Origin of the sequence: Halopelagius longus, assembly GCF_900100875.1 — an archaeon.
GTDB classification, from domain to species: Archaea; Halobacteriota; Halobacteria; order Halobacteriales; family Haloferacaceae; genus Halopelagius; species Halopelagius longus.
Map to the genome: position 1 here is coordinate 515,860 of NZ_FNKQ01000001.1, position 22,080 is coordinate 537,939.

Annotated in this window: 18 protein-coding genes and 1 tRNA gene; 11 read left to right on the forward strand and 8 right to left on the reverse strand. The window is 66.6% G+C overall.

What is annotated here, in order from left to right; translation table 11 throughout:
• Nucleotides 1–87: 87 nt before the first annotated feature.
• Nucleotides 88–2,313: a CDC48 family AAA ATPase gene (locus tag BLS11_RS02650; protein WP_092532506.1), complete on the reverse strand. Its 2,226-nt coding sequence runs from the start codon at nucleotides 2,311–2,313 to the stop codon at nucleotides 88–90.
• A gap of 188 nt (nucleotides 2,314–2,501) precedes the next feature.
• Between BLS11_RS02650 and larC the strand changes: the two genes are divergently transcribed.
• Nucleotides 2,502–3,890 carry a nickel pincer cofactor biosynthesis protein LarC gene (larC, locus tag BLS11_RS02655; protein ID WP_092532509.1) on the forward strand — a complete coding sequence of 463 codons (1,389 nt, stop codon included), beginning with the start codon at nucleotides 2,502–2,504 and terminating at the stop codon, nucleotides 3,888–3,890.
• 27 nt (nucleotides 3,891–3,917) lie between these two features.
• On the opposite strand, the gene BLS11_RS02660 is transcribed toward larC, so the two are convergent.
• Nucleotides 3,918–4,682: a hypothetical protein gene (locus BLS11_RS02660; RefSeq protein ID WP_092532512.1), complete on the reverse strand. Its 765-nt coding sequence runs from the start codon at nucleotides 4,680–4,682 to the stop codon at nucleotides 3,918–3,920.
• A 153-nt stretch (nucleotides 4,683–4,835) separates the two neighbouring features.
• Here BLS11_RS02660 and radB point away from each other — a divergent pair, with 153 nt between their 5' ends.
• Nucleotides 4,836–5,534, forward strand: a complete 699-nt coding sequence (gene radB, locus BLS11_RS02665) for a DNA repair and recombination protein RadB (protein ID WP_092532515.1) — start codon at nucleotides 4,836–4,838, stop codon at nucleotides 5,532–5,534.
• A 209-nt stretch (nucleotides 5,535–5,743) separates the two neighbouring features.
• On the opposite strand, the gene BLS11_RS02670 is transcribed toward radB, so the two are convergent.
• The 3 genes from BLS11_RS02670 to BLS11_RS02680 all read right to left on the reverse strand — a co-directional run bounded on the left by BLS11_RS02670 (nucleotide 5,744) and on the right by BLS11_RS02680 (nucleotide 8,571).
• The gene (locus BLS11_RS02670) at nucleotides 5,744–6,886 is read right to left on the reverse strand and encodes a CBS domain-containing protein (protein WP_092534444.1); all 1,143 of its coding nucleotides are present in this window, start codon (nucleotides 6,884–6,886) and stop codon (nucleotides 5,744–5,746) included.
• Nucleotides 6,887–7,024: 138 nt separating this feature from the next.
• A complete protein-coding gene (locus tag BLS11_RS02675; RefSeq protein ID WP_092532518.1) occupies nucleotides 7,025–7,714 on the reverse strand; it encodes an HAD family hydrolase in 690 nt (229 codons plus the stop codon).
• 56 nt (nucleotides 7,715–7,770) lie between these two features.
• Nucleotides 7,771–8,571 carry a TrmB family transcriptional regulator gene (locus BLS11_RS02680; RefSeq protein WP_092532521.1) on the reverse strand — a complete coding sequence of 267 codons (801 nt, stop codon included), beginning with the start codon at nucleotides 8,569–8,571 and terminating at the stop codon, nucleotides 7,771–7,773.
• A gap of 401 nt (nucleotides 8,572–8,972) precedes the next feature.
• Between BLS11_RS02680 and BLS11_RS02685 the strand changes: the two genes are divergently transcribed.
• The 3 genes from BLS11_RS02685 (at nucleotide 8,973) to BLS11_RS02695 (ending at nucleotide 11,450) form a co-directional block, all read left to right on the forward strand.
• Complete coding sequence (locus BLS11_RS02685; RefSeq protein ID WP_092532524.1) at nucleotides 8,973–9,248, forward strand: HalOD1 output domain-containing protein; 276 nt, start codon at nucleotides 8,973–8,975, stop codon at nucleotides 9,246–9,248.
• Between the two features lie 164 nt (nucleotides 9,249–9,412).
• On the forward strand, nucleotides 9,413–10,783 hold the full coding sequence (locus tag BLS11_RS02690; RefSeq protein WP_092532527.1) for a S8 family serine peptidase: 1,371 nt from the start codon (nucleotides 9,413–9,415) through the stop codon (nucleotides 10,781–10,783).
• 61 nt (nucleotides 10,784–10,844) lie between these two features.
• Nucleotides 10,845–11,450 carry an ArsR/SmtB family transcription factor gene (locus BLS11_RS02695; protein WP_092532530.1) on the forward strand — a complete coding sequence of 202 codons (606 nt, stop codon included), beginning with the start codon at nucleotides 10,845–10,847 and terminating at the stop codon, nucleotides 11,448–11,450.
• Nucleotides 11,451–11,513: 63 nt separating this feature from the next.
• Here BLS11_RS02695 and BLS11_RS02700 read toward each other — a convergent pair whose 3' ends face one another.
• Together BLS11_RS02700 and BLS11_RS02705 are read right to left on the reverse strand one after the other, a co-directional pair.
• Nucleotides 11,514–12,521 (reverse strand): BGTF surface domain-containing protein, encoded by a 1,008-nt coding sequence (locus BLS11_RS02700; protein WP_092532533.1) that lies wholly within the window; start codon nucleotides 12,519–12,521, stop codon nucleotides 11,514–11,516.
• A 195-nt stretch (nucleotides 12,522–12,716) separates the two neighbouring features.
• Complete coding sequence (locus BLS11_RS02705) at nucleotides 12,717–15,830, reverse strand: PAS domain S-box protein (protein ID WP_092532536.1); 3,114 nt, start codon at nucleotides 15,828–15,830, stop codon at nucleotides 12,717–12,719.
• Nucleotides 15,831–16,267: 437 nt separating this feature from the next.
• On the opposite strand from BLS11_RS02705, the gene BLS11_RS19250 reads away from it, so the two are divergent.
• Both BLS11_RS19250 and BLS11_RS19970 read left to right on the forward strand, forming a co-directional pair.
• A complete protein-coding gene (locus tag BLS11_RS19250; RefSeq protein WP_175454358.1) occupies nucleotides 16,268–16,444 on the forward strand; it encodes a hypothetical protein in 177 nt (58 codons plus the stop codon).
• Nucleotides 16,445–16,597: 153 nt separating this feature from the next.
• Complete coding sequence (locus tag BLS11_RS19970; RefSeq protein ID WP_092532539.1) at nucleotides 16,598–17,458, forward strand: CAP domain-containing protein; 861 nt, start codon at nucleotides 16,598–16,600, stop codon at nucleotides 17,456–17,458.
• Between the two features lie 264 nt (nucleotides 17,459–17,722).
• On the opposite strand, the gene BLS11_RS02715 is transcribed toward BLS11_RS19970, so the two are convergent.
• Nucleotides 17,723–17,797, reverse strand: a tRNA-Val gene (locus BLS11_RS02715).
• Between the two features lie 280 nt (nucleotides 17,798–18,077).
• Between BLS11_RS02715 and trpD the strand changes: the two genes are divergently transcribed.
• Genes trpD through trpG form a run of 4 tightly spaced genes read left to right on the forward strand, consistent with a single transcriptional unit; the run spans nucleotide 18,078 to nucleotide 22,069 of the window.
• Nucleotides 18,078–19,115, forward strand: coding sequence for an anthranilate phosphoribosyltransferase (trpD, locus tag BLS11_RS02720; protein WP_092532542.1), 1,038 nt, complete (start codon nucleotides 18,078–18,080; stop codon nucleotides 19,113–19,115).
• Nucleotides 19,116–19,119: 4 nt separating this feature from the next.
• Nucleotides 19,120–19,827, forward strand: coding sequence for a phosphoribosylanthranilate isomerase (locus tag BLS11_RS02725; RefSeq protein WP_092532545.1), 708 nt, complete (start codon nucleotides 19,120–19,122; stop codon nucleotides 19,825–19,827).
• Complete coding sequence (gene trpE / locus BLS11_RS02730) at nucleotides 19,824–21,449, forward strand: anthranilate synthase component I (protein ID WP_092532548.1); 1,626 nt, start codon at nucleotides 19,824–19,826, stop codon at nucleotides 21,447–21,449. Before BLS11_RS02725 ends, trpE begins: the two co-directional genes overlap by 4 nt.
• Complete coding sequence (trpG, locus tag BLS11_RS02735) at nucleotides 21,446–22,069, forward strand: anthranilate synthase component II (protein WP_092532551.1); 624 nt, start codon at nucleotides 21,446–21,448, stop codon at nucleotides 22,067–22,069. Before trpE ends, trpG begins: the two co-directional genes overlap by 4 nt.
• Nucleotides 22,070–22,080: the final 11 nt, after the last annotated feature.

Consider the following 22,080-nt stretch of genomic DNA (forward strand, 5'->3'; position numbering starts at 1 on the left):
CGAGCGTAGCGAGTCGCGGAAACTTTTTGGTGCAGATTTTTGCGACGAGTGGTGCGCCGAAGGCGCACCCGAGTCAGCAAAAAGGTGCTATTGGAACCCGATGCGGCCGTCGCGCCGACCTTCGAGTTGGTCGCCGCCGCCGCCCTTGAACTGGTCCTGCATCTGCTCGTAGTAGTCCATCAGGTCCTCGGTGATGGTCGGGCGGACCGACTCCATCGCCTTCCGGAAGTGCCGCATCTCGATTTCGACGGCGTCGTCGTCCTCGCGCAGGGCCTCGATGGCCGCCTCGCGCGCGATGGATTCGAGGTCCGAACCGACGTAGCCGTCGGTTATCTCGGCTATCTCCCGCAGGCTCACGTCGGGTGCGAGCGGACTGTCGCGGGTGTGAATCTTCAGAATCTGCTCGCGGCCCTCCTCGGAGGGTTCGCCGATGAGCACCAACCGGTCGAAGCGACCCGAGCGGATGAGCGCGGGGTCTATCATGTCCGGCCGGTTCGTCGCGCCGATGACCATCACGTCGCCGTTCTCCTCCAGTCCGTCGAGTTCGGTCAGGAGTTGGTTGACGACGCGTTCGGAGACGTTGTTGCCCATGTCGTTGCCCCGACTGGGCGCGAGGCTGTCGAGTTCGTCGAAGAAGATTATCGTCGGCGACACCTGCCGGGCCTTCCGGAACGTCTGCCGGATGGCCTTCTCCGACTCGCCGACCCACTTCGACAGCAGTTGCGGGCCGCGCACCGAGATGAAGTTCGCGTTCGTCTCGTTGGCGACGGCCTTCGCGATGAGCGTCTTCCCCGTGCCGGGCGGGCCGTACAGCAGGACGCCCTTCGGCGGGTCGATGCCCATCCGCTCGAACTTACCCCTCGACGTGAGGGGCCACTCGACGCTCTCTTTGACCTTCTCTTTGGGCTCTTCGAGTCCGCCCACGTCGTCCCACGTAATCTTCGGGAGTTCGACGAGGACTTCGCGCATCGCCGAGGGTTCCACCTCGTTGAGTGCGCCCTCGAAGTCCTGTCGCTTCACTATCATCCGGTCGATGAGGCTCGGCGGGATGTCCTCCTCGTCTAAGTCTATCTCGGGGAGGTAGCGCCGGAGCGCCTTCATCGCGGCCTCCTTCGTCAGCGCCTCGATGTCCGCGCCGACGAAGCCGTGCGTCTCGTCGGCGAGGTGGTCCAAGGAGACGTCGTCCGAGAGGGGCATCCCGCGGGTGTGAATCTGCAGGACCTCCTTCCGTCCCGTCTCGTCGGGGACGCCGATTTCGATTTCGCGGTCGAAGCGGCCGGGGCGGCGGAGCGCCGGGTCCACCGAGTCGACGCGGTTCGTCGCCGCGATGACGATGACCTGCCCTCTGGTTTCGAGGCCGTCCATCATCGTCAGCAGTTGGGCGACGACGCGGCGTTCCACCTCGCCGGTCACGTCCTCGCGCTTGGGCGCGATGGAGTCGAGTTCGTCGATGAAGATGATAGACGGCGACTCCTCCTTTGCGTCCTCGAATATCTCGCGGAGTTGCTGTTCGGACTCCCCGTAGTACTTCGAGATGATCTCGGGGCCGGCGATGGAGAAGAAACTCGCAGACGTCTCGTTGGCGACGGCCTTCGCCAGAAGCGTCTTCCCCGTGCCCGGCGGGCCGTGGAGAAGCACCCCTTGCGGCGGTTCGATGCCGAGTTTCTTGAATATCTGCGGGTGCTTCATCGGGAGTTCGACCATCTCCCGGACGCGCTGAATCTCGTTCTGCAGGCCGCCGATGTCCTCGTACGTGATGCCGCCGCCGGTCTTCTCGAACCCGGAGATGGGCTCCTCGCGGAGTTCCACCTCGGTGTCCTCGGTGACCAGACAGACGCCCTCCGGGTCGGTTTCGACGGCGATGAGCGGAATCGCCTGCCCGGGCGACCGCATGAAGGGGTGGTTCGTCGAGGACATCACGGGAACGATGTCGCGTTCGACGACCGGCCGCTTCAGAATCTGCCGTTTCACCATGCCGGCGGCGTCGGAGCCGAACTGGACGCTCGCCTCCTCGGGCGGGGCTAACACGAGTTTCTCCGCCTTCTTCGCTTCGGCTTTTCGGATGGTCACCCGTTCGCCGATGCCGACGTCGGCGTTCTGCCGGGTGAATCCGTCGATGCGAACCGTATCGGTGTTCCAGTCTTGCCGGTCTGCACGCCACACCTTCGCTGCGGTCGTCTCGCCGCCCTCTATCTCGATGATGTCGCCCGGTGAGAGCTTGAGATGGAGCAGCGTGTCCGGGTCAAGACGGGCGATACCGCGACCCGAGTCGTTCGGGTACGCCTTCGCCACTTCGAGTTGGACTTCGTTCATGATTGCCTCGCGGGGATGCCTCAGATTCGGTCACGGCGAGGGTTAAGTGCTTCCCTGACCCCGCCGGTAGAGTGTCGAAACTCAGTCTGTGACACTTACTGGCACAGTAAGCCGCGAGGCTACTAATCCCTACCGACTCCGACACCGAATGCCGCATCGTTTTCACCGCGCGACGCGTTCGCTCGGGCATGCGTACTCTCGCGTTCGACGGACGGATGGGCGCAAGCGGCGACATGATTCTCGGGTCGTTGCTCGCCGCCGGCGCGGACCGGTCCGCCCTCGCTCCCGTCGAGGAGGCACTCGACGTCCGCTACGACGTCGGCACCGCCGAAAAGAACGGCATCGCCGCGACGAACGTTCGCGTCCTCGCGGACGGCGAGGCGGACGACGGCGACGCCGACGGACACGACCACGCTCACGACGAGGAACACCATCACCACGCACGCGGCGACGACGAGGGTCACCGCCACGGCGATTCACACGACCACGGACACGCCCACGACGGGGACCACTCGCACGGCGACGACCATCACCACCACTCTCACGGCGACGGCCACCACGACGGAGAGACGCCGGCGGAGGGGCACGGCCCCCACCGGTCGTACGCCGAAGTCGTCGAACTGGTCGAGTCGATGGACCTGCCGGCGGACGTCGAGTCGGACGCGAAGGCGGTGTTCCGCATCTTGGGGGAGGCGGAGGCGGCCGTCCACGGAACGGACCTCGAATCGACCCACTTTCACGAAGTCGGCGCGGACGACGCCATCGCGGACGTGGTCGGTGCGTGTCTCCTCCTCTCGGACCTCGGCGTCGAACGCGTCGTGACGACGCCCGTCGCGGCAGGCGGCGGCGAGACGACGATGAGTCACGGAACCTACCCCGTGCCCGCGCCGGCGGTGGTCGAAATCGCCGAACGCGCCGACTGGGCGCTGAAAGGCGGCCCCGTCGAGGCGGAACTGCTCACGCCGACGGGCGCGGCGATACTCGCGCACGTCGCGGCGGGCGTCGATTCGCTTCCGCCGCTTACGGTCGATTCCTCGGGGTACGGTGCGGGCGGATGGGAGTTCCCCGACCATCCGAACGTCCTCCGGGCCCTCGTCGGCGACGGGTCCGGCCGCCTGACGCGAGACGAGATAACGGTCTTGGAGACGAACCTCGACGACGCGACGCCGGAACTCCTCGGGAGCCTGCAGGAGTCGCTGACGGAGGCCGGCGCGCGCGACGTGACGGTGCTCCCGGCGACGATGAAGAAGTCCCGGCCCGGCCACCTCGTGAAAGTCGTCGCGCGCCCGGAGGACGCCCAACGCGTCGCGCACCGACTCGCCGTCGAGACGGGAACCTTGGGAATCCGCGAACACGGGGCCGGACACCGCTGGATTGCCGCCCGGGAGTTCGAGACGGCGACGCTCGAAATCGACGGCGAGGCGTACGAGGTGGCGGTGAAGGTGGCGTCCGACGCGACGGGCGACCCGTACGACTACAGCCCCGAGTACGACGACGCCGCCGCCGTCGCCCGCGAGACGGACCTCCCCGTCCGCGAGATCATGCGCCGCGCCGAGTCGGCCGTCCGCGACGAGTAGCGCTCCGCCTCCGGCGGCGGGCCGCCCTCACTCTTCCGTCGAGTCGCCGTCGCGGGAGTTCCCCCGGATTCGGTGTTCGTCTAAGGCCTCCGCGACGGTCAGTTCGCCGGCGGCCACCCGACGGGCGAGTTCCTCGTCGATGGTGCGGTTGTCCTCCGACTCGTGCCGGGAGCGGTCTTTGATTCGCTGGAGTTCGCCCGATGTGGGTTCGATGTCGCGCGACTCCACGACCGACCCCTCCCGGCGGGCGATGTTGACCGCCGCGAGGACGTCGCCCATCCCGCGCGCGCCGGTGCCGAGGTACGGCGTCGTCCCCGTCTCGTCGACGAGTTCGACGGTCACGTCTTCCAGTTCGTTGACGATGGTCGCGCCTTGGATGCGCGCGCCGTCGCCGACTCTGACGACCGGGTCGGGGACGTCTTCGACTTCGCGGCGAATCGTCTCTACCGCGTCCGCGAGGGGGACGTGGAACGCCGAGACCACCGTCTCGCCCACGAGGACGGCGACGCCCGGCCGAGTGCCGGGGTCGACGCCGACTATCGTCCGCCCGCCGCCGCCCCGAAGCACCGCGATGGCCTCCTCGACGGCCTTCCGGGACTCTGCCGCCGTGGCGACGACCGTCTCCGCGCCCTCCGGCACCGACACCTCGTCGGTCGGCGAGACGATGAGCACCTCCGCGCGGTCGGGGAACTCCTCGTCCGGTTCCGCGGTGGTGAACGACACGCCGCGGTCGCGGAGTTCCCCGACCACGTCGTGATAGAGTTCGAAGTCTGCGGTAGCGACGACTATCACGCCGTCGGATTCGACGCCGGAGGGGTAAAACGTGTCGCGACTCCCGGCCGGCGGCGAACGGCGAACGACGGACGGCGAACGCTCCCGCCGCCGGTTATCGGCGATGAGAGCCGGACCGGGGGCTTTTTCGGCGGACGCCCCGGAGGTTCTCCCGTGTCCGAAGCAGTAACCACCGGGTGCCGCGTACTCGACGACCTTCTCGGGGGCGGGTTCGAACGCGGCACCGTCACGCAGGTGTACGGTGCGCCCGCCGCGGGGAAGACGAACGTCGCCCTCTCGGCGGCGGTGCGCGCGGCGGCGGCGGGGGGTACCGTCGTCTACATCGACACCGAGGGGCTGTCGGTGGACCGATTCAGCCAACTCGCCGAACACGTCGCCGGCGACGACCAGTCCGTCGAGGACGTCACCTCCCGCCTCATCATCTCGGAGGCCCACGACTTCGAGGAACAGGAGGAGGCCGTCCGCGACGTCGAGGAGTTCGCAGAGCAGGCGGACTTGGTCGTCCTCGACAGCGCCACCGGCTTCTACCGCCTCGAACGCACCGCGGAGGGCGGCGACGGCGGCGAATCGCTCCGCCGGGTGGCCCGACAGGTGACTCACCTGCTGTCTCTCGCGCGGAAACACGACCTCGCGGTGGTCATCACCAATCAGGTGTTCACCGATCCCGACACCGACCGGGCGAAAGCGCTCGGCGGCCACACCCTCGAACACTGGACGGGGGCCGTCGTCCGCCTCGACCGCTTCCGCGGCGGAAACCGCCGCGCCACGTTGGAGAAACACCGCGCGAAACCCGCGGGCGAGACGGTCACGTTCAAAATCACCGACGCCGGGTTGGAAGCGGCGGACGTCTGAGGCGATGCCTCGTCCGCGCGAGACACGGCCCTCTTCTCGGAGCGATCTCTCCTATGAGTTCGATGGCTAGTCGAGAGTACAGTGTGAGCGACCGGTCTGTCCGACGGTGCGGACCGCGCCCTCGCCGGTCGAACGAACCGCTCCGTCGGTGAAACCGACCGTCTCCCCGTCGGACTGAAAAAGAACGCTCGAACTCGTGGGGTCGCCGCCTACAGTTCGCCGAGTTTCCGGACGAGTTGGCCGCGGTACTTCTCGTCGGCGTTGACGCCCTTCACTTCGAGGACGTTCCGTTCGAGTTTGTCGAGTGCGACGTGGAACGCGTGCTCGGACCCGTAGCCTTCGCCACTCCCGGCGACCTGCCCGTGACTCGTGCGGAGGCGAATCTGACACTGGATGAGGGGCGTGCCGCGGAGTTTCTCCTTGTGTTCGTGGAAGCGGACGTGGGCGTGGTGGACCTGCATCTGCTGGTACTTGTCCACGACCTGCGTGATGTTCTCGACGATGCTCTCCCGTGAGAGCGTCTCCAAGAGGTCGATGTTCGTTATCTGGACGTCCATCTGTCGCTCCTCGGTGAACGTGAGCGCTCGGAGCACGTCCGTCTTCGTGACGATGCCGGAGACGGTCGAATCGCTGTCGGTGGGCGTCACGACGAGTCCCGACACGTCGCTTTCGAACATCTCTTCGACCACGTCGCGGACGGATTCGCCCGGTTGCGCGGTGATGACGGGCGCACTCATCAGGTCGTAGACGGGCAAGTCGAGCATCCGGTCAATGTCGCCCCGCCGGTCGCCGCGGCCCTGCCGGTCGGCGTCGCGCACCACGAAGTCGATGATGTCGTGGGTCGTCAGGATACCTTCGAGGTTGCCGTCCTCGCTGACGACCGGAAGCCGGGAGACGCCGTGTTCGCGCAGGCGGTTGATGGCCTGCCCGATGTGGGACTTCTCGCCGACGGTCACCACGTCTTCAGTGTAGATGTCCTCGACGCGGATGGCGTCGAGGTTCTCGATGACGGCTTCGAGGATGTCGTCGCCGGTGACGATGCCGTAGAGCTTTTCGCCCTCGTAGACCGGCGCTATCTTCGTGTCGCCCTCGACGAGCATCCGCGCGGCCTCGCGGACGTCCTCGTGGCGGTCGATGCGGGGAGCGGACTTCATCACGACCGACGCCTTCGTGTCGTCTTCCATCCGCGAGCGGACGAGTTGCTTCTCGCCGATGACCCCCGCGTACACTCCGTCTTCCGTGACGATGATGCCTCGCGGCTTCTCGCGCTCGAAGATAGAGCGGATCTTGCCGAGCCGCTTTCCGGCGTCGACTTCCACGAAATCGGGAGTGGCGATATCAGTAATATCCATATACGAGTCCTCCACTCCGAGATACACCGGCCGCGGTATTGAAACTTTGTCTCATTCCATATCCCCTAGACAATGTGTATGGTTTATATTCTCACGGTAAGTGAACGGCCGTCGGCCGACGGTCGGCGAGTTGCGGCGTCACGGGGCCCGACGCGGCGCGTCGAGGACGTCGCGCAGGTCGCTGAGGCTCTCGAGAACGTAGTCGGGTGAGTGGTCGCCGGGGTCGGCGTCGGCGGCGACGGGACACCACGCCGCGCGCAGACCGGCGTCCTGCGCGCCCGCGACGTCGTGTTCGAGCGAGTTTCCGACGTGGAGCGTCGCCTCCGCCTCGACGTCGAGTCGCGCCAACGCCCGGTCGAAGGGGTCGGAGTGCGGCTTTCTGCGCGGCACGTCGTCGGAGAACACGCGCACGTCGAACGCCTCCTGGAGGTCGAGCGCCGCGAGTTTCGTCGTCTGACGGCGCTCCGGTCCGTTCGTCACGAGCGCCACTCGTCCGAGTTCGCGCGCACGTTCGAGGGCCGCCGCCGCGCCCGGCCGAAGCGAGACGGCGGTGTAGTCTACCGCGTCGAGAAACCCTCGCGCTAACGCGCCCGTATCGACCGACTCCTCCCCGTACTGCGCCGCGACGCGGTCGAACCCCTCGCGCAGGTACGCCTCCTGTCCGTCCGCGGGCGGCGGACCCGAGAGGGCCGTCCAGAGGTCGCTCGGGGCGCCGAACGGTTCGACGCCCGCCGCCTCGAACGCGCCGCGGTAGAGCGTCTCCTCGGACTGTTCGTGCCGACAGAGGGTGTCGTCGAGGTCGAACAGTACCGCTTCGAACCCGCTCACGGCGGGTCCCACGGCGCCGACCCACAAAACCTCTACGTCGGTCGGGGCTCCCGCCGTCAGGACGCGTTTTCGACGTCGAACCCGACGGTTTCGAGTCGGGCGAGGAGGAGCGGTCGCAGCCACGCGGTGAGTCCGTGACCCCCGCTTCGCCCCCACATCCCGGACTCGTCGCTCGCTTGCGGGACGAGTCCCTCCCGGACTTCGCTCAGAAGCACCGTCGTCCGGTCGACCAACAGCAACCGTCCCGGCTCTTGGCCGTCGGACAGTCCCGCCGTGAACGGCGACGGCGACACTCGGACGGCCGCCTCGGGCACCCTCGTTCGGAGGTGTTCCGCCGCCGCTTCGTCGGGCACCTCCACGAAGACGGAGACGCCGCGGTGACACGCCGCTTCGAGCACGTCCAGCAGTTCGTCTTCGAGGAGGCTCTGCTCGGTGACGAGGAGGTACACCTCCTCTTTGGCGTCCTCGACGTGCATCTGCGCGCGGAGGACCACGTCCTCCGCGGTCGCTATCTTCCAGACGCCGTCGTCGTCGTCGGTCTCCCGCGATTTCAGCTCTTCCAGCTGTTCGCTCGCCTTCTCTAAGTACTCGTTGTACTCGCGCCGGAGTCGCTTCAACGCGACCGGCGGCGGCATCGCCCTGAACGTCCTCGGTTCGGACTCCTGTACGTCGATGAGCCCTTTCTGGTAGAGTCGTTCGGTCACGTCGTACACCCGAGATTGGGGGACGTCCGAGACCTGACTGACCTCCTTTGCCGTCCCGCGGGAGAGCTGAGTCAACGCCACGTAACACCGCGCCTCGTACTCGGTGAGGCCCAACTCGGTCAGCGACTCTGTTATCTCAGCCGTCGATACCATCGTACTCGTTACTCATTTGGAGGACCATTGACACGAAACGTTCATTGGGACATACTCTCAACCTTGGCTCTGTTCTCGTCCGTTCGACCTGATTCCCGCCCCTCGGGAGAGGGGAGACGCTCGGCCGGTTCGACCGGTTCCGCGGCGTGCCGTCCCGCGGAAGCGTTTCCGTACGAGGAGGCACGTGCCGTCCGAGTCGAGGCCGCTCGACGAGGGCCCCACCTGGGCGGTACCTCCCATACCAGTGGTAGATGTATCCACCCCCGCTTACTGTTTACCAAATTGTTATCGCAAAACCGAGTCGTATACTACTACTAAACTCCTTTGGCTACTGAGCGAGGGAAACTGCCGAAAGAATAGTAAAGGAGGTACCCATCCGACGAACCAAGGATATACTTTGAATGAACTCCCCAAACGAAAACTCTAATTACCGTCCCTCTGTCGCAGTCGTCGAACACGTCGCCGAACACCTCGACTCCGACCCGTTAGCGTTGAAACCGTTGTCCAACGCCATCGACCCGGACGTGTTGGACACGTTCGCGGAAACCGGGTCCGTCGCGCCCGACTCCGAACTCCGATTCTCCTATCTCGGGTGCGACGTCGTCGTCTTCGGCGACGGGCGAGTTCAACTCTCGCAGGCGGACGACGCCGGTGACTCTTCCGACCGAGATGAGTGACTTCCGGGCGAAGTAACTTCGATTGACGCCGGGGCGCTAAGTTAGTTTGGGCGAACCGAGGGCTGAACCTGTCGGGCGAGTGCGATATCGTTTTCACCGCGGACGCGAATCTCCGGAGCGATGCCCCTCCACCGAGACGGTTCCGCCGCCGCGTTCGGACAGCCATGACCGCCGACGCCCGTCGAACGCTCCTCGTGGTCACCGTCTGCGTCGCCCTCGTCGCCGCCGGCGTCGGGTCCATCGCCGCGTGGCAACCCCACCCCTCGCCGCGGCCCGCGGACGACGCGTCCGCCTCCGCGTCGCCCGGCGACGACCCCATCACCCGACTGCACGCCGCCGGCGTCACCGGCGAGAACGTCACCGTCGGCATCGTGGACCCGACCGGGTTCGACCTCGACCGGACGAACCGGTCGGCGAACGTGGTGGCGACGCGCACGTTCGGCACGGAGTCGTCCGTCCGAAACGGCGGCCGGAACGACCACGGCACCGCCGCGGCGACGACAGTGGCCCGCGTCGCGCCCGACGCGAACCTCGCGTTGGCGACGTTCGACTCCCCTGCGGGGTTCCGCGAGGCCGTCGCGTGGGCGGTCGAATCCGACGTGGACGTCGTCGTCGCGCCCGTCTCGTTCCTCGGGGCGGCGGGCGACGGGAGCGGTGCGGTGTCCCGCGCGGCGACGAACGCCACCCGCGAGGGCGTCGTGTTCGTCGCGCCGACGGGCAACATCGCGCGCGGCCACTGGCGGGGCCGGTACGACGCGGTGGAGAACGGGACGCTCCGGTTCGGGGAGACGAACCGGGCGTACCTCTCGGGGGACCGCCGCCGCGTGACGGTGTGGATATCGTGGGACGAGGCCCGTAGCCGCGAGGACTACACCGCGGAACTGTACCGGACGAGCGGCGGTCGAACCCGACTCGTCGCGCGGTCGCAACCGTACGGGGGCGACGGCGTGCCGAACGAACGCCTCGTCGCCCTCGCGCAACCGGGGACGTACCACGTCGTCGTCCGCGGCCCCGAGAACGCGACGGGGACGCGCCTCGAACTGGAATCGCCGACGCACGACTTCCGGCGGGCGACGCCGAAGCGGAGTCTCACCGCCCCGGCGACGGCCCCGGGCGTCCTCGCGGTGGGCGCGTACGACCCCCGGACCGGCCGGCCGGAACCGTTCAGTTCCCGCGGGCCGACGGCGGACGGCCGCCTCGGCGTCGACGTCGTCGCGCCGGACCGCGGCGTCGCGCCGACGACGGGCGAGGCGTTCGTCGGGTCGTCGGCGGCGGCGCCGTACGTCGGCGGCGCGGCCGCCCTCATCCTCTCGGTGGCCCCGGAGCGGTCCCCCCGCGAGGTGGAGGTGGCACTCGAACGAACGGCCGCCGACGCCGGGCGACCGGGAGCCGACTTCGCGACGGGTCACGGGCGCATCGACCCCGTCGCGGCGGTCCGCGCCGCATCCGAGGCGGCGAACCGAACCGCCCGCGAGGCGAACGCGACGGCCGAACCGACGACCGACCGCTCAAAGAGGGATTTGACCTACGGGTAGCGCTTAGTACCCGGCCGAACGACGACGAACGAACGCGACCCTTCGCGCACCCGAACTCACGATGTCCGGACTCATCGACCGCATACAGGACCGAACCGCCCGCACCGACGAACGACCCCGCGTCCTCGACGTGGGCGACGAGGAGGCCGACGCCGTCATCCGAGCGCTCTCCTCCGACACCCGTCGGGAGGTGTTCCGAACGCTGTTCGACGACCCCGGGACGGCCTCCGAGATAGCCGACCGCCTCGACACGTCGGTGCAGAACGTCCACTACCACCTCTCCAGTCTGACCGACGCGGGACTGGTCGAGGGCGTCGACACCCGCTATTCGGAGAAGGGCAACGAGATGGTCGTCTACGGCCCGGCGAACGACCCCATCGTCTTCGTCGGCAACCGCGACATCGGCCCGAGCGTCCGCCGTTCTCTCGTCGACGTGGTGGCCGGACTCGGCGTTCTCGGCCTCGCGTCTGCGTTCGTCCAGTGGGGCGCGGAACGACTCGCCGGGCGGACGACGACGGGCGTCGGCGTGGTCGAACCGGCGAGTCGTGCGCCGACCGCCGACCCCTCGCTGCCGTCCCTCCTGTTTTCTACGGTCGAACCGGGACTGCTCTTCTTCGCGGGCTGTCTTCTCGTCCTCGCTCTCGTCGCCGCCCTCCGGCGGCGGTGACCGGAAAAAGAGTCAATTGGGGGACCGAGCGTTTCGGCGACCGAGTGTTCCGGAGACCGAGCGTTACGTCCGGAACAGGCCGAGGAGGAGGCCGACGCCGACGACGCCGAGTGCGCACCCCGCGGCGAGAGCGCCGATACCGAACGCGTCGTCGCCGAACAAGCCGGTCTCGGAACTATCGACCGACGCGGGCGTCGCAGTCGCAGTTTCCGTCGTCGCGGTGGCCCTCGGTGTCTCGCTCCCGTCCGAGACGGTCGGCGCTTGGTGGACGACCATCGACCCCACGTCCGCGGGGTCGCCGGAGCCGTTCTCGCCCGGATAGACGGCCACGGGGTAGTCGCCGGGGTCTACCAGCGATTCGAGCGACGACTCCTCGATGGGGTCGAGTGCGGTCCGTCGCCCGTCGTCGAGGACGCTCGCTGTCGTCCGCGGGGTGCCGGCGTTCTCCGTGTGGAAGAGGACCACCGCTCGGCCGTCGCCGTCCCGGTCGCGGACGGTCGCGGCGTACCGGTAGTTCACCTCCTCGCCGCCGACGACCACCGTCACCGCCTCGTTGTCGCCGAACGTCACCGGGATGCGCGCGGTCCGCGACCGGGTCACCTCGGTGACCGACGCGACGCCGACGCTGTCCGTCGAGAGCGTCGCTTCCCCGCCGAAGGCGTCGCGTTCCGTCGCCGTGGCGTCCGCGCAGTCGCCGTCGCAGGGGGCGAGTTCTCCCTCGGCCTCGGCGAGTCGTTCCCCGTCGTGGACGACGGTCACGGCGACCGACCCGTTCTCGGAGACGTCGCTCAGGTCGAAGCGCGCCTCGAACGTGCCGTGCTCCGTGACCGTGGCCTCGACCGTCTTCAGGAACGCCGGTTCGGTGTCGCCGGTCGACCGCATCCGGACGTTCAGCACCGACCCCGGGGGGAGCGTCGTCTCGCCCGAGACGACCTGTCCGGGCCCGGCTTCCAAGGTGAGAGCGTCCCCCTCGTAGACGAGAGTGACGCTGTCGTCCGCGGCGGCGGCCGCCGCCGGACTCGCGACCGTCAGGAGGACGCAGGCGAGGACTGCGACGCGGAGGCGCGTCATCGCTCACCTCCGTCGGTTCGATTCCGTTCCGCTCGATTTCGTTCGGAGGGCATCACGTCTAGCCGCGTGAACGTCCGGGAAGATAGTACGTCCGATAGCTCAAACGGCGCGTTGAGGTACGTCGTCGGGGACTCCCGAGGGACGCCGGCGAGAGTCCCGTTACTCCGAGAGTACCGCTCCGGTTCCTTCCTCGTCTCAGTCGTCGGACGCCGACGCCACCGTCGGGAGCGTGAAGGAGAACGTCGCCCCCTCGCCGGGTTCCGACTCGACCCATATCCGTCCGCCGTGGCGTTCGACGATGCGTTCGCACAGCGCCAACCCGATTCCCGTTCCGGAGTGCTCGTCGGGGGCGTGGAGGCTCTGAAACACCTCGAAGACCCGGTCGGCGTCGGCCGGGTCGATGCCGATGCCCTCGTCGCGCACCGAGACGACCCACTCCTCGCCGTCCCTCTCGGCGGAGACGTGGGCCCGCGGCGGGTCGTCGCCGCTGTAATCGATGGCGTTGGCCAGCAGATTCTGTAACACCTGTTTGAGCTGACTTCTGTCGCCGTAGACCCGCGGGAGACGCTCGGCGGTGATGTCGGCGTCGCTCTCGGATATCTTCATCTGGAGGTCCCGACGGACGTTCTCGAAGACGGCGTCGAGTTCGACCGCCTCGAAGGGGTTACCTCGGGTATCGACCCGGGAGTACTGGAGCAACCCCTCTATCATCTCGCGCATGCGGTCTGCGCCGTCGACGGCGAACTCGAGGAACTCCTCGCCGTCCTCGTCGAGGGCGTCCTCGTACCGCCGTTCGAGCAGTCGGAGGTAGCTCGACACCATTCGCAGGGGTTCCTGCAGGTCGTGGGAGGCGGCGTAGGCGAACTGCTCTAAGCGCTCGTTGGACTCCTCCAGTTTTCGCTCGTACTCCCGGCGCTTGGTGACGTTCCGGACGACGAGCATCCCCGCGTACACCTCGTCGTCGGCGTTCCGGACGGGGAGCGTCCGGTTGAACAGGTTCCAACCGGCGTACTCGGTCTCGAAGGTGCTGGCCTCGCCGTCGAGTGCGGCTCGGAAGTACGGTTCGACCTGCTCGACGAGGTCGTCGGGGTAGAGTTCGCGGATGCTGGCCCCGATTCGGTCCTCGGGGTCGATGTCGTCCTCCTTCAGGAGTTGGCCGCCCGCGGCCGTGTAGCGGAGGTCTTCGTCGAACAGCGCGACCGCCCCGTCGGGGAAGTCCTCCACGAGCGTCCGGTAGCGACGCTCGGACTCCTCGAGTTTCCGCTCTCGTTCGACGCGTTCGGTCACGTCTTCGGCGATGCCGACGATGCGCTCCTCGCCCTCGTTGCGGACCACCCCCGCCCGGGCGTCGAGCCACCGGATTTCGCCGTCTGGCCGGACGATACGGAACTCCTCGTCGATTCCCTCCTCCGGTATCTCGTCGTACGCGGTTTCGACTCGCCGTCGGTCCTCGGGGTGGACCGCCTCGAGGAACGTCGCGGGGTCGTCGTATATCGGCTCTCTGTCGCGGCCGTATATCTCCTCGTAGGCGGGGTTGAGATAGAGGACGTCCCGCGTGCCGGGGTCGGATATCCAGACCATCTCCTCGAGGTTCTCGGTCAGCATCCGGAACTTCGCCTCGCTCTCTTCGAGGGCCCGTTCGCGCTCCTTTTGTCGGGTGATGTCTCGGCCGACGCCCACCACCACCGGGTCCCCGTCGGGGTCGTCCAGTTTCGATGCGACGAACTCGTAGGGGACGCGCTCGCCGTCCTTGGTGAGAATCTCCGCCTCCTCCTGGGTGCTGCCGGTTTCGAGCACTTCGGCGATGGCGTTCGCAATCGTCTCCTGTTGGTCCTCGGCGAAGACGTCCAGCGCGTGCATCGACGCTATCTCCGCGTCGGAGTAGCCGGTCACCTCGCAGACGCTCCGATTCCACCGCTGGAGGTTCCCGTCGGCGTCGAGGACGTAGAACACGTCGTCGATGGCGTCCAGGATGCGGTTGGTGTACTCCCGGTACTGTTCGAGTCTCCGCTCGTACCTCCGGCGTTCGGTGTCGTCTTGGACGACGAGCATCCCCGCGTCTACCTCGCCGTCGGCGTTCCTGACCGGGAGCGTGCGGGCGTGCAGGTACCGGCCGCGGTACTCGACGTCGAAGGTGCTGGCCTCGCCGTCGAGGGCGGCCCGGAAGTACGGCTCGATGTCTTCGAGGAGGTCCTCGGGGTGGAGTTCGGTGATGCTGCGTCCGATCCGGTCCTCCGGGTCCACATCGAGCGTATCGAGCAACTGTCCGCCGACTGCGGTGTACTCCAAGTTCTCGTCGAACAGCCCCACCGAGCCGTTCGGGAAGTTCTCCACGAGCGTCCGATGGCGGCGCTCCGACGCTTCGAGTTTGCGCTGGACCTCCTCGCGTTCGGTGATGTCTTGGGACATCCCCAGCGCCGCGAACACGTCGCCGGCGTTGTCCCGGACCGGCACGACGCGGAACTGGTAGATCCGCTCGCCGAGTTCGATTTCGAACGTGTCTTCGGTTCCGTCGAGTGCGGCCTCGTAGCGCGGAACCAACTCGTCGGCCAGATTCGGCGGCAGTATCTCCCCCACCGGCCGGTCTCTCACCTCCTCGGCCGTGACGCCCGCCACGTCCAACGGCGTGCCGCCGACGGTCCGATAGCGGAGGTCGTCGTCGACGAGTGCGACGGCGCCGTTGGGGAACTGTTCGACGAGCGTCCGGTATCGCCGTTCGGACTCTTCGAGGGCCCGCTTGCGCGCCTCGTCCCGACGCCCGGCCTCTCGAAGCGCGCGTTCGCGTTCCGTCCGGGCGATGGCCGACCCGAGAACGTCGGCGACGCTCCGGACGAACTCGACCTCGTGGGCGTCGAACTCCCGTCGCTCGGCCGCGTACGCTCCGAGTACGCCCCACGGCCCCTCGCTCGAACCGACGCCGACGCAGATACCGCTGACGGCGTCGTGACCCCTCAACAGCCCGGGCGCGGAGAACCGCGTCTCGGCCCGGTGATCCTCGACGACGACCGGTTCGTCGGTGCGGAGGGCGACCCCCGCCTGCGAGTCCGGGTCGGCGGACACGGTCGCAGTCCCGACAACGCCGTCTCGCCAGCCGACGCCCTGACGCAGGACGCCCTCCTCCTCGTCCGAAAGTAGCTCGATTACCCCGCAGTATTCGGTACCCAGCGTCTCGGCAACCGCCGTCGTCGCTTCCCGCATCAATCGGTCGATATCGCCGGCGTCGAGTGCTCGCTGGCCGAGCTCCGCGACAACCTCCTGCTGTCGGAGTCGCGTCCGCAACGAGGACTCCGACTCGGAAGTCGTATCCATCTACCGAGGTGAGACGAGCGGGACTGATAAGAGTCTTCGTTCGCCGGTCCTCGCGTGAGAGGGAGTTTACATCTCGGTCGGAGAGGGCGGGGCGGGTTCGTACCGGTGGACTGGGTGATCGGGATGCTCGCCCTGTAGTACGTCGCGAGAATGTAGTGGATTGGCCAGGAACGAAATATTTCACTCGTCACACCTCCGAATTCGTCGAAGTCGAGACGGTGAACATGCTGGCGGCGTCGTTCCTCTAATTCCTCTATCCAATCTGGCTGGTCATAGTAGGAGTTCAGAACCCGCAACGATCGCAACTAGCGTCTAATCCCAAGAGCACGGCTACCAGAGAGGTCTGTGTATCCTGTGGGACGATAACCCAGAATCATGTGTAAGTTGAACACTACCTTTTGATAGGATTTTTAAGAGGCGTTGTGTCGAGGTGATACATGGATACAGCCTCGATACTATACGCCGTCCTGATCGCTTTCACCGTAATCGTCTGTCTCCCGTACGCATTTATTATAGCCGGAGAGTTCCTCACGGGGGTAGTTGCCGTCTTCTTAGCGGTTCTTGTGTTCGAAATACACCAACTCCGACGTGTAGTGGCGGCCACAGAGGCGTAACTGTGTCCTCATGGGGGGACCTTCTCATGTATCATCTAGAATCACGTGGGGTGGGGGTATTCTCGAAGTTCGCCGCTCTTAGAGGCGCCTGCTAACCGCGAAAGTTCTTCATTTCTAACTAGTATTATTACGGTTACTCTATTTTGATCTGATATGGCACAGTGTGAGTTATGCGATAACAGTCAAGGTTTGTCTCATACCTGTAATTACTGCGGCGGAACGTTCTGTAATACGCACAGACTCCCCGAGAACCACAAATGTGCGGGGCTAAAGAGAGGTACTCGGAAGAGCGAACCGTGGTTTAAGTCGGAGACAGGTACGAAAAGCCACCAGACGCGAGGAAAGACGGTTTCTCGCACCTATTCTAAGATGTTTAGCAGAAGCAGTATCTTGGCAGTAGTACTCCTTGCTTCTGTTATTGCTATGAGTATTCATCTCGGTATTTTAGGATACTCTAATGGTCGCCCGACGTTCGACAAAGAACGATTAGACAGCATTCCAGCCGGAAACAACTCGTCAACTGCCGACGTCCTTCCGAACGTCAGTCTCGAAATCGATACGACACATAACGAGTCGGTACTTGAGCGTGAGATACATAAGGAGATAAACGAGCGACGACAGAGCCATGGCCTCTCTCCGTTGAAATCAGATTCTCAGTTGAGTAACGTCGCGAGAAGCCATTCTCAGGACATGGCGACACGAGATTACTTTAGCCACGATTCGCCTGAAGGACGTGATTTTGACGATCGGTATCAGCAGCATGGGTACGAATGTCGAGTTCAGATTTCAGACAGGGAATATGCAACCGGGGGTGAGAACATCGCGTACCGGGCATCATCTGGATTGGAGACAAACGAATCAGAGTTAGCTGACGAAATTGTGAACGGTTGGATGAATTCAACGGGACACCGTGAAAACATTCTTCGGCCGTACTGGCGTGTGGAGGGTATCGGAGTTACTGTGACGTCCCGGGATGATATGACTGCAGTCTACGTCACACAGAATTTCTGTTAGTACGGATTGATACTCACGGAGTACTTTCCACCGTTACCCCCGAACAGTCTCTTATACAACTACCGTTGAGGCAGTGGTCGTCGGAGCGAAGTGGTATCTCTTCGCACCTCGGCGTAGCCGTACTATCTACTTGCTCTCGAATCGCAGTCCGGCGGCGTCATCGGACACGAACGCGTCCCGAACGCCCGAATTGAACGCCGGGTTTCAGCGAGAATCCGCAGACGGCGTGACGATTCGCTACGTGAGTTATAAGCGTCGAAGAAGTGGGTTGGGGCAGATTTGAACTGCCGGCCTCCTCCATGTCAAGGAGGTGTCATAACCAGACTAGACCACCAACCCGTCCGGTTTGTGCGTGCTGACGCGCCCTATCCGAGCGCATTACTTCGTATCCCGGGGATATAATTGAAGGTTTCGGATTGGAACTCCGTCTCCCGATTCCGCCGCTGCGACCCCTCTTATTGCCGCACGGCCTCGGTTTGTCGAACCCTCACCCCCGCCGGGTATCGTCACCGCTCCCCACGGATTGCGCCCCGCGCCAAGTATCCGCACCTCCGACACGCTTAAGCCGATGAACGAATTTGTACATTGTAACCCGAACCAGTACATCGGTGGTCACCACATGACGCTTCAGGATTACATCGAACGCGCGACGGAGGGCGAGGACCTGACGCTCGAACAGTCCCGCGAGGCCGCACGCCTCGTCTTCGAGGACGCCACGGAGGCCCAAATCGGGGCGCTCCTGGCGGCCCTTCGAGCGAAGGGCGAGACAGAGAGCGAAATCGCCGGGTTCGCACGGGGGATGCGCGACGCCGCGCGGACCATCGAACCCGACCGGACGCCGTTGGTCGACACCTGCGGCACGGGCGGCGACGACTACGACACCATCAACGTCTCGACGACCAGCGCTATCGTCGCCTCCGGCGCGGGCGCGGCGGTGGCGAAGCACGGCAACTACTCCGTCTCCTCCTCGTCGGGGAGTGCGGACGTACTCGACGTCGCGGGCGTGAACGTCGAGGCGGAACCGCCGGCGGTCGAGGCGGCCATCGAACGCGACGGCATCGGCTTCATGCTCGCGCCGGTGTTCCACCCCGCGATGAAGGCGGTCATCGGCCCCCGGAAGGAACTCGGAATGCGCACCGTGTTCAACGTCCTCGGCCCCCTGACGAACCCCGCGGGCGCGGAGGCGCAGGTGGTCGGCGTCTACGACCCGGACCTCGTTCCCCTCCTCGCGAACGCCCTCACGGAGATGCCCGTCGAACGCGCCCTCGTCGTCCACGGGGCCGGCATGGACGAAATCGCGCTCCACGACGAGACGGTGGTCGCGGAAGTCGACGGAAACAGCGTCGAGGAGTACACGCTCGCGCCCGAGGACATCGGCCTCGAATCCGCGCCTGTGGACGCCGTCGCCGGCGGCACGCCGCAGGAGAACGCCGAGGACCTACGCGGCATCGTCACCGGCGAGGTGACCGGCCCCAAGCGGGACATCATCCTCGCGAACGCGGGCGCGGCGGTGTACGTCGCCGGACTCGCCGACTCAATCGAGGAGGGCGTCGAAGCCGCGGCCGAGTCCATCGACTCCGGCGCGGCGGCGGCGAAACTCGACGACCTCTGTGCGTCCACCGCCGACGCCGACGCGGAGTCGGAGGTGGAGGCCTAACCCGATGGTGCGGGCGAAAGTCTGCGGCGTCACGAACGAATCCGACCTCCGCGCCGTCGAACGCGCCGGGGCGGACGCCGTCGGCGTCATCTCCGAGGTGACCGTTGACACGCCGCGGGAAGTGTCGCTGTCGCGTGCCTCGGCGCTCTTCGAGGCCGCGTCGCCGTTTCTCACGACGACGCTCGTCTCGATGCCCGCCTCGGTGACTCGGGCGGTCGAACTCGCGTCGGCGGCGTCGCCCGACGTGTTGCAACTGCACGGCGACTTCGACGCCGACGAGTTCCAGCGAATCAGCGTACAGACGGACGCCCGCGTCGTCGCCGTCGTGGACGCCGAGTCGTCCGCCCGCGCGCGCGCCGTCGCGCACGTCGTGGACGGCGTCCTCGTCGATTCCGTCTCCGAGGACGGCGCGGGCGGGACGGGCGAGACGCACGATTGGACGGCCACCGCCGAGGTGGTCGAGACGCTCGACGCCCCCGTGACGCTCGCGGGCGGACTCACGCCCGAGAACGTCGCGGAGGCGGTTCGGACGGTCCGTCCCTACGCCGTCGACGTCGCAAGCGGCGTCGAAGCCGAGGGCGGCGTGAAGGATCACGACGCCGTCCGAGCGTTCGTTCGGAACGCGAAGGCGGCGGCCGACGCGTCCGAACGCGCCCGGGACGACGGCGGAAGCGAGGGCGACCGGGACGGCGAACGGGAGGTGCCGTCGTGACGAACGTCTCGCTCTCCCGTTCGCGCGAGGAGTTCGCGTCCCTTCTCGACGCCGAGGAGGGACGTGCCGTCGCGCACCTGACCGCCGACTTGCCGGCCACCTCGCCGCTTTCGGCCTACGCCGCGCTCTCGGACCGGAGCGACTACGGCTTCCTCTTAGAGAGCGCCGAGAAGACGCCCTCCTCCGATCCGGACGGCGCGTTCGCCGCCGACGGCGACGGCGACGGCGCGGACGCCGACCGCCACGCGCGGTACTCGTTCGTCGGCTACGACCCGGAGGCCGTCGTCACCGTCGGCCCCGACGGCACGGACGTGGAGACGCTGGGCGGCCGCGCCGCCGAGGTGGTCGCTGAGGCGTGTTCGGGTTCTCGGGACGGAGACGTACTCGACAATCTCCGAACCGCGCTTCCGGACCTCCCGCGCGTCGGGTTCCCGGACGACGAACGCCAGCAACTCCGCGGCGGACTCGTCGGCTTCCTCGCGTACGAGGCGGTGTACGACCTCTGGCTCGAAGAGGTGGGCGTCGAACGCCCCGACTCGCCGGTGCCGGACGCGCAGTTCGTCCTGACGACGCGGACGCTCTCGTTCGACCACGCCGAGGACACCGTCCGACTCGTGTTCACCCCCGTCGTCGGACCGGACGACGACCCCGACGCGGTGTACGACGAACTGCTCTCGGAGGCGCGCGCCGTCGCCGAGACGCTCTCGGCGGCCGAGGAACCCGAAACCGGAGGGTTCGTCAAGTCCGGCGAGACGGCCGGCCCGCAGGACGAGTACGAGGACGCCGTTCGGCGGACGAAGCGGCACGTCCTCGACGGCGACATCTATCAGGCCGTCATCTCCCGCGTGCGCGAACTCCGCGGGTCCGTCGACCCGATGGGACTGTACGAGGCGCTTCGGGAGGTCAACCCCTCGCCGTACATGTACCTGCTCCGGCACGACGACCGGGTCGTCGTCGGCGCGAGTCCGGAGACGCTGGTCTCCGTGCAGGGGCGGCGCGTCGTCTCGAACCCCATCGCGGGCACCTGTCCCCGCGGGACGAGTCCGGTCGAGGACCGCCGCCTCGCCGGCGAGATGCTCGCCGACGGGAAGGAACGCGCCGAGCACACGATGCTCGTGGACCTCGCGCGAAACGACGTGCGCCGCGTCTCCGAACCGGGGAGCGTCCGCGTCGAGGAGTTCATGAACGTCCTGAAGTACAGCCACGTCCAGCACATCGAATCGACCGTCACGGGGACGCTCGCGGAGGAGAACGACGCCTTCGACGCCACCCGCGCCTCCTTCCCCGCGGGCACCCTCACGGGCGCGCCGAAGGTGCGCGCGATGGAGATAATCGACGAGTTGGAACTGACGCCCCGCGGCGTCTACGGCGGCGGCGTCGGCTACTACTCGTGGTCCGGCGACGCCGACTTCGCCATCGTCATCCGCACCGCGGCGGTGCGACGCGGCGAGGAGGACGTAATCACCGTTCGGGCGGGCGCGGGCATCGTCGCCGACAGCGACCCCGCCGCCGAGTACGAGGAGACCGAACAGAAGATGGGCGGCGTCCTCGCCGCCGTCGAACGAATCGAACGCGAACCCGACGCGTCCGACTCCGCGGCGGCCGGGGAGGTGCCCCGATGACGCTCCGCCTCCTCGTCGTGGACAACTACGACTCGTTCACGTACAACCTCGTGGAGTACTTCTCCGAGCGGCGAATCGAGGGCGAACCCGTCGAGGTGGTGGTCCGGAAGAACACCGCTTCTCTCGACGAGATTCGGGACCTCGACCCGGACGCCATCGTCATCAGTCCGGGACCGGGCCACCCGAAGAACGACCGCGACGTGGGCGTGACCACGGAGGTGTTGACGACGCTCTCGACGGAGGTGCCGACGCTCGGCGTCTGTCTCGGCCTCGAAGCCGCGGTGTACGCCTACGGCGGCACCGTCGGCCACGCGCCGGAACCGATTCACGGCAAGGCGTTCCCGGTGGACCACGACGGACGCGGCGTCTTCGCGGGCCTCGAACAGGGCTTTCAGGCGGGGCGGTATCACTCGCTCGTCGCCACGGAGGTGCCCGACTGCTTCGAGGTGTCGGCGACGACGGACCACGAGGGAACTGACCTCGTCATGGGCGTCCGCCACCGCGAGTACCCCATCGAGTGCGTGCAGTTCCACCCCGAGAGCGTACTGACGGCCGTCGGCCACGACGTAGTCGCCAACTTCCTGCGGACCGTCGTCTCGGACCGCGCGTCCGTCGTCTGAGGTTTCGAGGT